Genomic DNA, 10,548 nt, shown 5'->3' with positions numbered 1-10,548 from the left:
ATTGCTAACCCTTGTTAAAAAAACCTAATCCAATTTTACGTAATATGTACCGCATGCAACACATTTATTGCGCCAGAGCGTCACCGAAAATAGTGGTTGCATGGTCCGCCAGATAAATGCGCAACCATGGCGTGAAGCGCTGCGGCGACGCTTCGACTTCGTCCATCAGGTCTTGCAGCGGCATCCACCGGGTGGCCATGACCTCTGCCGGGTTCGGCGTCATGGATAAAGATGCTGGGGCCTCTCCCACATAGACCTCTACGACCTCATGTTCGATCAAGCCATCGCCTACATCGGCGCGGTATTCGATCCGGTCGCGATGCGTCAGGGGCAGCCCTGTGATGCCCAGTTCCTCGGCCAGCCGACGCATGGCGCAATCGTCCGGGTCCTCGTTCCAGGCGGGGTGGGTGCAGCAGGTGTTCGCCCAGAGCCCGGGTGTGTGATACTTGCCTAGTGCCCTTTGCTGAATCAGGACCTGATCCCCACGCATCACGAATACACTGACGGCCTTGTGGCGCAGGCCCCTGACATGGGCCTCCAGCTTTTCAACGGGCGTCAGGGTGCCGTCGATCCAAGCGGGGATCAGGCTGGTCATATGCGGGTGACGGCCACCAGCCCCGACAGGTGGGCCAGGTTCTTGATGCCGATCTTGAGGTGCGTCATGGGCCGGGCCTTTACGAGTGATTTGTTCATATAGGCCTCGAACGTAAGTTTTTGAACATCGACGTCATGGCAAAGCGACACGAAACGTTCGCGCCGTTCGTCCGACCGATAGTAGGCATTCTGCATCGCACCCAGCACGCGGAAGACCTGCTTGTGTTCCTTCATGAACAGCCGACGCGCCAGTTGCAGGTCCTTGATCCGCCCGGTCCGCAGTTTCGCGGCGGCGGCCGTTGCGGCGACACGTCCGCCGACCATCGCGTAATAGATGCCTTCACCGGACGATGGCGCGACCACACCGGCGGCATCACCCGCGAGTACGACGTCGCGGCCGTTGTCCCAACGGTCCAGTGGTTTCAGCGGGATCGGCGCGCCTTCGCGGCGGATCGTCTTGCAGTCGGTCAGGCCATGTGCTGCGCGCAGGTCGGCGGTGGCCTGTTTCACGTCGACGGATTTCACCAGTGACCCCATGCCGATGCTGGCCTGCCCACCGTGGGGAAAGATCCAGCCGTAGAAGTCAGGAGAGATGCGCCCGTCATAGATCACGTCGCACCGGGTCGGATCGTATGTGGCGGATCTGACCGGGGCTTCCACGATTTCGTGGTAGGCAATGACATAGGGGATTTTGTCGCCGCCCGGAACGCATTGGGCGGCGACCTTGGACCGGGCACCGTCGGCCCCGATGACCAGTTTGCAGGACAGGACCTTTTCCGATCCATCCGCCTTGTCGCGATAGACGACATGGGTGCCATCCCCGTCGCGATCGATGCGTACGAAGGTGCCGGGGATCAGGGCGGCACCGGCGGCAACGGCACGGTCGCGCAGAAAGGCGTCGAAGTGTTCGCGGTCCACCATGCCGACGAAGCCGTCCTCGATCGGGATGTCGACGTGACGGCCGGATGGAGAGACCATGCGGGCCGTCGTGATCTTTGCGACCAACTGGTTGTCGGGGATGAAGAAATCGGCAATCAGTCGGGGTGGGATGGCACCGCCGCAGGGCTTGATCCGGCCAAGGCGATCCAGCAGCGCGACACGGTGGCCGGACCGCACGAGGTCTTCGGCCGCCGTGGCACCGGACGGGCCACCGCCCACGACGACGACATCATATTGCATGGTTCATTCTCCTGGAACGAGTGTGGCTGGAATGGTGGGTGCGCGGTCCATGATCCGTAACGCCATGGCGGCGGCGGCAAGGAAAAGCGCGGCTTCGATGATGAAGACGCTGCCGAAGGCGGGGGCGTCAGTCGTGGTCAGGCGCAGGATATCGACGAGGGCGGCACCGGTCAGCCCGCCAAAGCCTGCAGCAACGGCCTGAGCGGCCCCCCATAGACCCATTCGGGTGCCTTCGCGACGGTCGCGACCTTGCCCGGCAAGGGCCATCATCGACCCGATGGCGGCCACGGCGAAGACGCCGTTGAAGAAGCCGAGTGTGACGACGACCGGTGTCAGCGGGACCTGCGCCGGGTTCAAGCCGCTGACAGACAATGCCATGAGGGACAGCGCGGACCCGATGCAGCCGGCGATGACCCAGCCGCGCAGGCTGCCGATCTTGAAGCCGGTGGCGAGGATTCCGACGCAGAGCATGCCCATGAAGGTGCCGCCGTTCTGCGCGCCGGACAGCGACGTGCTTTGCCCCGGCGTGAAGCCGAAGACGAGGCCGGCGTAAGGCTCGAGGATCAGTTCCTGCATGAAATAGGCGGTCATCGAGAGGAACACGAACAGGGTGAAGTTGCGGGCGCGGCGTTCGCGCCAGACTTCCTTCATCCCCGCCCAGAAGGGGGTGGAGTCAGGTTCGGCCCGAGCGGTCAGGCGGCGTTCGATCCCCCAGACGGCAAGGATGGTCAGCAAGATCGCTGCGCAGGTCACGGCGAACACCACCTTCAGCAGCAGCGCGGGGGTGTATGGGTCAAGCAGGGCACCGACTGTGCCTGCGGTGACGGCGATGCCGAAGATCATCATCAGCCATGTAACCGTCGCGGCGCCTGCGCGCCGGTGGGGGGCCGTCGTCGTCGCGATCAGCGCCAGTAGGGATGTGCCGGACGCCCCGACGCCCAGGCCGATCAGCGCGTAGGCCACGATCGACACGGCAAGTCCCAAGACAAAGCTATGCGGGAAGATCAGAATGGTACCGGTGGCCAGCAGCGCACCTGCGGCGAGCGCCACCATGCCGCCGATGATCCAGCGTGTGCGTTGCCCTCCGGTGTCAGAGGCAAAGCCCCACTTCGGGCGCGACAGCTGGATGCCGTAGTGCAGCGCGACCAGCAGTCCCGGCACGACGGCGGCCAGCGAAAGCTCTACGACCATTAGCCGGTTCAGCGTGGATGTCGTCAGGACGACGATGGCCCCGAGGCACATCTGCACGAGGCCGAGGCGGACGATCTGAAACCAGGAAAGCTGCATGTCAGGCTCCGATATTGCGCAGGGCAAAGGCTGCGACCATCATGCCGCTGATGTAGAACAGGATGCCCATGCCCTGATACCACTGGGCGCGGCCTTCGGGGTCGCGCAGCAAGGGGCGCATGGCAGCGATCTGGATGGCCAGCAGGACAGCGATTGCGGTGGCGTGCAACGGCTTGTCCCACAAAGTTAGCAGCGCGATCACCAGTGTTTGCGGCAACACCATCGTCCAGCAGGCGACGCGGGCGGCGCGGACAGGGCCAAGGGTGACGGGCAGGGACCGCAGGCCCATCCGTCGATCACCTTCGACCGCCTTGAAATCGTTCAGGGTCATGATGCCGAAGGCCCCAAGTCCGTAAAGCGTGGCGACACACAGCACCGACAGCGACGGCGTGCCGGAGGCGAGGACGGCGGCCCCCGTGACCCAGGGCAAGGTTTCGTAGGCAAGACCGCACAGCAGAGGCCCCCAGAGGCCCGAACGCTTGGCGCGGATCGGTTCGGCGGAATAGGCCCATGCGGCGACGCAGGCGAGGATCGTCGCACCAAAGACGAAGGGACCAAGGTGCCAGCCGACCGCGAGGGACAGGAGCGTCATGCCCTGCGCGATCCACAGGCCCCATCGGCCGGGAATGCGGCCCGAGGGGATCGGGCGGCCCGGTTCGTTGATCGCGTCGACATGGCGGTCGCACCAGTCATTCGCCGCCTGGCTCATCCCGCAGGTGATCGGACCGGCCAGCAGGATGCCCAGGGCGATCAGCGACCAGTCCGTCAGGCCCGCAACGCTGATCGCGCCGCACAGATAGGCCCACATCGGCGGGAACCATGTCCACGGTTTCAGCAAGCGCAACACTGCTGCCGGTTGCGGCCAGCGACGGGGCGGCGGTGCGGAGGCGGCGGTGATGCTCATGAGTGTCAGATTAAATGGACAGTGCGGCGGCGGGCAAGTGTAAACTTTGATTTACAGATATTGTCACAGGTCAGGATGCCATTGCACCGGACCAGACAGCGTAGCACTGTGCGTCCGAAACGATGTGGAAAGGCGTCAGCATGACGATACGGGCGGTGGTCTGGAACGAGAACGTTCACGAGACTCATAACAAGGTTGTGGGAAATTTGTATCCCAAGGGCATTCACGGCGCGATTGCCGATGTGTTGAACGAGGGCGCGGGAATCACCGCCACAACGGCGACCTTACAGGAACCGGAGCATGGGCTGACGGCAGCGCGGCTGGCCGAAATCGATGTGCTTTTGTGGTGGGGCCACGCGGCGCATGGCGATGTGGACGACGCCGTGGTCGAACGCGTGGCCGAGGCGGTCTGGGGCGGCATGGGGCTCATCCTGCTGCACTCCGCGCATTTCGCGAAGATCTTCAAGCGGTTGATGGGGACGCCCTGCAATCTGACCTGGCGCGAGGCAGGAGAGCGCGAGCGGGTCTGGGTCACGTCGCGCAACCATCCCATCGCGGCGGGGCTGGGCGACTTCTTCGAGCTTGAGAACGAAGAGATGTACGGCGAGCCCTTCGGCGTGCCTGAACCGCTTGAGACGGTCTTCATCTCATGGTTTCAAGGGGGCGAGGTGTTCCGGTCCGGCTTGACGTACAAGCGGGGTGCCGGCAACGTGTTCTACTTCCGACCGGGGCACGAGACCTATCCCACCTACTATGACGCCAACGTGCAGCGTGTGCTGCGCAACGCGGTGAAATGGGCGCATAACCCGGCCGCGCGGGTGCAGGGCGTGACCGATGCGCCCAACGTCCCGGTTGAGGCGGCGCTGGAGCCGATCGAGGCGCGCGGGCAAAAGCTGCATGCGGACGGCGAAGAGGGGTTCCGGTGACGTCCACCGACCTGCGACCGATCCGGGTCCTGATCGTCGGCACCGGCGGCATGGCGCACGCCCATGCCGAAGCCTATGCCGCGATGGAGGGGGTGGAACTGGTCGGCGGCGTGGACCGCAACCCGGACGCGCTGCACGCCTTTAACGCGCGTCACGGAATCGTCCATGCCTTTGATTCCGTGGTTGAAGCGCTGCATTGGGGGGCCTTCGACGCGGTGTCCAACGTGACGCCGGACGCGGTGCATTTTCCCACTACGCTGCCCTTGCTGTCCGCGGGCAAGCATGTGTTGTGTGAAAAGCCGCTGGCGGTCAGCCATGCGGAGGCCGCGCAGATGGCCGATGCGGCGCACCGTGCCGGTGTGGTGAACATGGTCAACCTGACCTACCGCAACGTGCCGGCGGTGATGGAAGCCGCCCGGATGGTGGCAGAGGGCGCCATCGGAGAGGTCCGTCATTTCGAGGCATCCTATCTGCAAAGCTGGCTGACCCAGCCGGCATGGGGCAAGTGGGACGAAGAGGCGCAATGGCTGTGGCGGCTGAGTTCGGCGCATGGGTCGCTGGGCGTGCTGGGCGACGTTGGCGTGCATATCCTCGATTTCGCGACCTTCGTGGCGGGGGCGGATACGGCGCAGATGTCTTGTCGATTGCGGACTTTCGACAAGGCCCCCGCCGGGCGGATCGGGGCCTATACTCTGGATGCGAACGACAGCGCGACGATGCAGGTGCAGTTGACGAACGGGGCAGTCGGCGTGGTTCACGCCAGCCGCATGGCCAGCGGGCATCTGAACGACCTGCGGCTGCGCATCTTCGGCACGACGGGCGGGCTTGACGTGCGGTGGGAGGGCAACCAGTCGATCCTGCGCGCCTGTCTGGAACCGGACTTGATGACCGGGACATGGACGGATGTGCAGATGCCGCCAGTGCGGACGAACTACGTCCGGTTCATCGACGCGATCCGGGCGGGCGCCATGGTCGTGCCCGACTTCAATCGTGGAGCCGTCTTGCAGCAGGCGCTGGATGCCGCCGTCGCGTCCGACATGGACGGGTGCCGGGATGTTGCCGTTGCATGACCGGCCCCGCGCTGTTCTTTCACGCGGACGCGGTCGAAGGCGCGGGCAAGGACCTTGTCGGGCCGCGGGCCGGCGGGCAATCATTCCTGCGAGGCTTTCTGGCGCATGTTCCGGGCGACACGGTCCATGCGGTGACCGAAGACCGGAAGGCCGTAGATATCCTTGAAGGGGCGGTGAAGGCGCTGGGCGAGACGCGGCCCCTTTCGACCCGCACTCTGCGTGGGACCGAAGATTTCACGACCGCCGGGACGGTGTTCTTTCCGGGGCCGGGCTACTTGTACGCCGCATGGCGCAGGCAGGCGTTCGGCGCGGACCGATGCAGCCTTGTCGGCATCACCCACACCGTTTCGACCCGGCGGGTGATCGAGGGGTTGCATCATCTGATGACAGATCCGGTGGAAGACTGGGACGCGATCATCTGCACCTCGCGCGCGGCGCACAGCATCGTCGCGCGGCAGATGGAGAAGGAGCTGCGTTCATCCGCGACCGGTTCGGGGCGACGCGTGTGCCGCTGCCGCAATTGCCCGTCATCCCGCTGGGCATTCACGCCGCCGACTTTGCCCCGCAGGACGGTGCGCGGGCGCGGATGAGGGACCGGTTCGGGGCCGGCGATGCGCTGGTCGTGATGACGATGGGACGGCTGACGAGCGTTGAAAAGGCCAACCCTGCGCCGATGTTCATCGCGCTGGACCAGGCGGCAAAGCTGTTTGCCCAGCCGATTCACATCTGGATGGTGGGCTGGGCCGATCGCGCAGAAGAGGAGGCACCGCACCGCGACGGCGCGGCGGCGCTGGCACCGTCCATTCACCTGCAGATCATCGACGGGCGGGACGCGGACATCCGGCGCGCGATCTGGGCTGGCGCTGACGTGTTCACGCTGCCGGCGGACAACATACAGGAAACCTTTGGTCTTGTCCCGGTCGAGGCGATGGCGGCGGGACTGCCGGTCGTCATGCCGGATTGGGACGGGTTTCGCGATACGGTCGTGCATGGCGAGACAGGTTTTTTGATCCCGACCCGGATGCCCGGTGGCGGGTATCCCGTTGCAATTGAACTGGCGCGCCGCTTTGCCGACGGGACGGACGGATATCTGCAACACCTGGCCCTGATGCAGCAGCAAACGCAGATCGACATCGGGTCTCATGTCGCAGCATTCGTTGCACTGAGCGATGCGGATCTGCGGGCGCGCATGGGGCGGGACGGGCAGGCGCATGTGCAGGCGCATCTGGAGTGGGCGGCCGTGATCCCACGGTATCTGGAACTGGGCGAAAAGCTTGCGGCGCGGCGTCGGTCCGCCGTCCCGCCGCTGAATCCGATGCAGATCGACCCCTTCACGCTTTACGGCCGCTATCCGACCGAGTCTCCTGATGGCGACTGGATCGTCACGCAAAGACGGCCGCTGGACATGGCCGGCCTGGCTGTTCTGGACAAGCTGAATGGCCGGGCACTGTATCAGCGGACACTGTTGGCACCGGCCCGCATGGTCGCCCTGCTCGAGACCGTGGGCGCAGAAGGGCCGATGGCCATTGGTACCGCTGCCGGTCGGCTGAAACTGCGGATCGATCTTGCGATCGGTGCCGCCCTGTTCCTGGCCAAGTACGATTATCTGACTGTTGCACAACCCCAGACAAATTCAGGCCGCAATTAACCCCTTATTGACCCGCAACGGTTCAATCCGGACAGTAGGACGACAACCGGACGGCGGGGACAATGGCGATGCAGTTATCGGTCAATTTCGAGAATACCCGCGGCACGGAGCCCGGCAAGGGGCCGGTACAGGTCGGCTGGTTCCTGAACCAGCGCAAGGCCGGGATCGTCTATTTCCCGCCCGAACGGGTGCGATCTGCCGACATGAACAAGACCCATGCCAAAAGCGCCAGCCGCTGTCCGGCGGTCATCAACATGGAAAGCCGCTATTTCATGGTGCGCTGCCCGTTCGATCTGAACCTCGCGTTCACGCGCGACAAGGACGGCAAGCCGGCGATGCGCAACCTGAACGGCGACATGTCGGGCATCCGCGCCAACAAGCTGCGGGAAAAGCTGCACATCACGGCAGAGCATGAGTGGCGTTATCCCGGTGTGCCGACGATCCAGCTTGAACTGCCCTATGTCTTCATCGCCGACGAGCCGGTCTACATGAGCCAGGTCGCGCCGTTCCTGCATTATGCCAAGGTGCCGCTGCCCGGCACGATCTTTGGCGGGCGGTTTCCGATCAACGTCTGGCCGCGTCCCCTGATGTGGGCCTTTGAATGGGCCGATCCGACCCAGCCGCTGAAGGTGAACCGTGGCGATCCGCTGTTCTATTGCACATTCGAGGTGATGCCGCAGGACCGGTCCGTCGTCGTATCCGAAGTGGAGGTGACCGAGGAGCTTACGGACTACATGGACCTGATCTCGGGCGCGGTGAATTACGTCAACCAGACGTTTTCGCTGTTCGAGGCGGCGGAGGCGCGGAGGCCGGCCAGGCTCGTGCAGCCGATCAAGCGCCCGCGCGCCGACTGACCGATGCCGGACAACCACGCAATCCTCAGGCAGACGGCGGCGGAGGCGCATCGGGCAGGGCGGCTGGATGCAGCCATGTCGGACTATGCGCGCTATCTGGCGCGGGTGCCGAGGGATGCGGGAATCTGGTCGAACCTGGGTGTGCTGCACCGGGCGGCCGGTCGTCACCTGATGGCGCTGCGGGCGCACGAACGCGCGCTGGCATTGGACCCGGACGGGGTCGGAACGATGACCAACGCCGCGAACCTGCTGTCGGACATCGGGCGTTACGACGACAGTCTGGCGCTGCGCCAGCGGGTGCTGGCCCTGAGGCCGGACGATCCGGCGCAACTGGCGATGGTGGTGCGCTGCCTGCGGGGCAAGGGCGATCATGCCGCCGCCATTGCGCAGGCAAATGCGGCACTGGCACGCTATCCCGACGACGCAGAACTGCGGATGCAGCTTGCCTTTGCGCAGCTTGGTGCCGGGGATCATGCCGCCGGGCTGGAGAATTACAAGGCGCGGTGGCGCGCCGGAGAATTGAAGCCCCGCGACCTGCCGTTTCCCGAATGGCAAGGCGAGCCGCTGGACGGCAAGACCGTGGCCGTCCTGCCGGAACAGGGGTTCGGTGATGCCGTGCTGTTCGCGCGGTTTCTGACCGTGCTGCAAGACCATCGCTGCCGTGTCGTGATGGCCGTCAAGCCGCCGCTGCGCCGCTTGCTGCATGGTCTTGCCGGCGCCGACGACATGGTTGACGGTCTGCGCGTGGACGCGGCAATCGATCATTGGATCAACATGATGGACCTCGCGGCGCTGCACTTTGCGCAGACCGACGATGTGCCAGCCCCGGTCCGCCTGACGGTGCCTTCGGATAGTGTGGCGCGGGCGCGGGCGCTGGTCGAACCGCATGCGGACAAGCTGAAGGTCGGCGTCGTCTGGACCGGATCGACGACCTATCGCGGCAATGCGTTTCGGTCGTTCAGCCATCGGGACTTTCTGCCGCTGGCCGACGTGCCTGGTGTCCAGCTCTTCTCTCTCTACAAGGGGCCGGGCCTTGCGTCCTACCATGCCGACGGCAGCGACGCCTTTCTGATCGATGCCGGTAGCACGGAGCGCGACTTTGCGGATACCGCCGGCATGATGCTGGCCTGCGACCTGATCATCACGTCGGACACCGCCACGGCCCATGTCGCAGGGTCGCTGGGCGTTCCGGTGTGGTGCGTGCTGCATTGGGACCCGTTCGGGGTCTATGGCCATGCGGGCGACACCACGCCCTGGTATCCGCACATGCGCTTGTTCCGCCAGCATCGCCCGCTGGACTGGTCCGGCGTCATGGCTGAGGTCGAAGCGGCCCTGCGCGTACGCGATAGGGTGGCCGCATGACCGACATCCTGATCCCGACCTCTCCTGGAGAGCTGATCGACAAGCTGACGATCCTGCGGCTGAAGACGGAACAGATCACTGACCCCGTGAAGCTGGCCAACGTGTGGCACGAATTGACGTTGCTCAGCGCCATTGCAGACGCGGCCTTGCCGCGCAGCGACGCGCTGGCGACCCTGTGGGACGAACTTTACCGCATTAACGGTGATCTTTGGGCGATCGAGGATGATATCCGTGCCTTCGAAGCGCGGCGGGATTTCGGCACAGGCTTCGTGGCGCTGGCCCGGGCGGTCTATGCCACGAACGACGAACGCGCCGCAGTCAAGAAGCGGATCAACGTGTGGCTGGGATCAGCCATCGTGGAAGAGAAATCCTATTTCGCACAGGGCGACGAATGACGGCCGACGACCTGCAAGACGCCGCCGCCCGCATCGGCGCCGCCCGCAGGGGGTTGGAAGCCGTGCGCATCGATCTGGCCAAAGCGCTGAAGCACGAGCGCGGCCGCCAGCGCGGGCCGCTCGTACGGATGATGCACGAAGTGCAGGGGATGCTTGTTCCCGGGTTCTCCTACGCCTCTCAGGCAGGGCAGGATCGGGCGGTAGAGCGCATTCTGAATGGCAAGCGCGGTGGCACATTCCTGGATATCGGGGCTTATGACGGTCTGACTGGTTCCAATTCGCTCTATTTCGAGCGGTGTCTGGGCTGGACCGGGCTTCTGGTCGAGCCG

11 protein-coding genes and 1 pseudogene are annotated in these 10,548 nt (G+C 64.7%); 8 read left to right on the top strand and 4 right to left on the bottom strand.

Annotation, left to right across the window (positions count from 1 at the left end; translation table 11 throughout):
• Positions 1-64: 64 nt before the first annotated feature.
• From idi to chlG, 4 genes are read right to left on the bottom strand one after another with little or no spacing between them, the layout of a single operon-like run.
• Positions 65-595: an isopentenyl-diphosphate Delta-isomerase gene (idi, locus tag ACOI1H_RS21140; protein ID WP_422439955.1), complete on the bottom strand. Its 531-nt coding sequence runs from the start codon at positions 593-595 to the stop codon at positions 65-67.
• The gene (locus ACOI1H_RS21135) at positions 592-1,773 is read right to left on the bottom strand and encodes a geranylgeranyl diphosphate reductase (RefSeq protein ID WP_422439954.1); all 1,182 of its coding nucleotides are present in this window, start codon (positions 1,771-1,773) and stop codon (positions 592-594) included. Before ACOI1H_RS21135 ends, idi begins: the two co-directional genes overlap by 4 nt.
• A 3-nt stretch (positions 1,774-1,776) precedes the next feature.
• The gene (locus tag ACOI1H_RS21130; protein ID WP_422439953.1) at positions 1,777-3,060 is read right to left on the bottom strand and encodes a BCD family MFS transporter; all 1,284 of its coding nucleotides are present in this window, start codon (positions 3,058-3,060) and stop codon (positions 1,777-1,779) included.
• Between the two features lies 1 nt (position 3,061).
• Positions 3,062-3,964 carry a chlorophyll synthase ChlG gene (gene chlG, locus ACOI1H_RS21125; protein ID WP_422439952.1) on the bottom strand — a complete coding sequence of 301 codons (903 nt, stop codon included), beginning with the start codon at positions 3,962-3,964 and terminating at the stop codon, positions 3,062-3,064.
• 140 nt (positions 3,965-4,104) lie between these two features.
• On the opposite strand from chlG, the gene ACOI1H_RS21120 reads away from it, so the two are divergent.
• From ACOI1H_RS21120 to ACOI1H_RS21085, 8 genes and pseudogenes are all read left to right on the top strand, one after another.
• Positions 4,105-4,890 (top strand): ThuA domain-containing protein, encoded by a 786-nt coding sequence (locus tag ACOI1H_RS21120; RefSeq protein WP_422439951.1) that lies wholly within the window; start codon positions 4,105-4,107, stop codon positions 4,888-4,890.
• A complete protein-coding gene (locus tag ACOI1H_RS21115) occupies positions 4,887-5,960 on the top strand; it encodes a Gfo/Idh/MocA family protein (protein ID WP_422439950.1) in 1,074 nt (357 codons plus the stop codon). Before ACOI1H_RS21120 ends, ACOI1H_RS21115 begins: the two co-directional genes overlap by 4 nt.
• The gene (locus tag ACOI1H_RS21110) at positions 5,957-6,550 is read left to right on the top strand and encodes a hypothetical protein (protein WP_422439949.1); all 594 of its coding nucleotides are present in this window, start codon (positions 5,957-5,959) and stop codon (positions 6,548-6,550) included. Before ACOI1H_RS21115 ends, ACOI1H_RS21110 begins: the two co-directional genes overlap by 4 nt.
• Positions 6,466-7,608 carry a glycosyltransferase family 4 protein gene (locus tag ACOI1H_RS21105; protein ID WP_422439947.1) on the top strand — a complete coding sequence of 381 codons (1,143 nt, stop codon included), beginning with the start codon at positions 6,466-6,468 and terminating at the stop codon, positions 7,606-7,608. The genes ACOI1H_RS21110 and ACOI1H_RS21105 overlap by 85 nt, the downstream gene beginning before the upstream one ends.
• Before the next feature lie 68 nt (positions 7,609-7,676).
• Positions 7,677-8,462 carry a hypothetical protein gene (locus tag ACOI1H_RS21100; RefSeq protein ID WP_422439956.1) on the top strand — a complete coding sequence of 262 codons (786 nt, stop codon included), beginning with the start codon at positions 7,677-7,679 and terminating at the stop codon, positions 8,460-8,462.
• 75 nt (positions 8,463-8,537) lie between these two features.
• Complete coding sequence (locus tag ACOI1H_RS21095) at positions 8,538-9,824, top strand: hypothetical protein (protein WP_422439946.1); 1,287 nt, start codon at positions 8,538-8,540, stop codon at positions 9,822-9,824.
• Complete coding sequence (locus ACOI1H_RS21090; RefSeq protein WP_422439945.1) at positions 9,821-10,219, top strand: DUF6165 family protein; 399 nt, start codon at positions 9,821-9,823, stop codon at positions 10,217-10,219. The genes ACOI1H_RS21095 and ACOI1H_RS21090 overlap by 4 nt, the downstream gene beginning before the upstream one ends.
• A pseudogene (locus tag ACOI1H_RS21085) lies at positions 10,216-10,548 on the top strand (methyltransferase); the annotation flags it as partial. The gene ACOI1H_RS21090 and the pseudogene ACOI1H_RS21085, both read left to right, overlap by 4 nt.

This window comes from Loktanella sp. DJP18, assembly GCF_049310965.1.
GTDB lineage: Bacteria > Pseudomonadota > Alphaproteobacteria > Rhodobacterales > Rhodobacteraceae > Loktanella.
Note: the sequence above shows the minus strand (reverse complement) of the source record. Positions and strands in the feature narration are given on the sequence as shown.

Coding starts and splice junctions, on each gene's coding strand:
- idi (WP_422439955.1), bottom strand. CDS start 595: ATGACCAGCCTGATCCCCGCTTGGATCGACGGCACCCTGACGCCCGTT.
- ACOI1H_RS21135 (WP_422439954.1), bottom strand. CDS start 1,773: ATGCAATATGATGTCGTCGTCGTGGGCGGTGGCCCGTCCGGTGCCACG.
- ACOI1H_RS21130 (WP_422439953.1), bottom strand. CDS start 3,060: ATGCAGCTTTCCTGGTTTCAGATCGTCCGCCTCGGCCTCGTGCAGATG.
- chlG (WP_422439952.1), bottom strand. CDS start 3,964: ATGAGCATCACCGCCGCCTCCGCACCGCCGCCCCGTCGCTGGCCGCAA.
- ACOI1H_RS21120 (WP_422439951.1), top strand. CDS start 4,105: ATGACGATACGGGCGGTGGTCTGGAACGAGAACGTTCACGAGACTCAT.
- ACOI1H_RS21110 (WP_422439949.1), top strand. CDS start 5,957: ATGACCGGCCCCGCGCTGTTCTTTCACGCGGACGCGGTCGAAGGCGCG.
- ACOI1H_RS21100 (WP_422439956.1), top strand. CDS start 7,677: ATGCAGTTATCGGTCAATTTCGAGAATACCCGCGGCACGGAGCCCGGC.
- ACOI1H_RS21095 (WP_422439946.1), top strand. CDS start 8,538: ATGTCGGACTATGCGCGCTATCTGGCGCGGGTGCCGAGGGATGCGGGA.
- ACOI1H_RS21090 (WP_422439945.1), top strand. CDS start 9,821: ATGACCGACATCCTGATCCCGACCTCTCCTGGAGAGCTGATCGACAAG.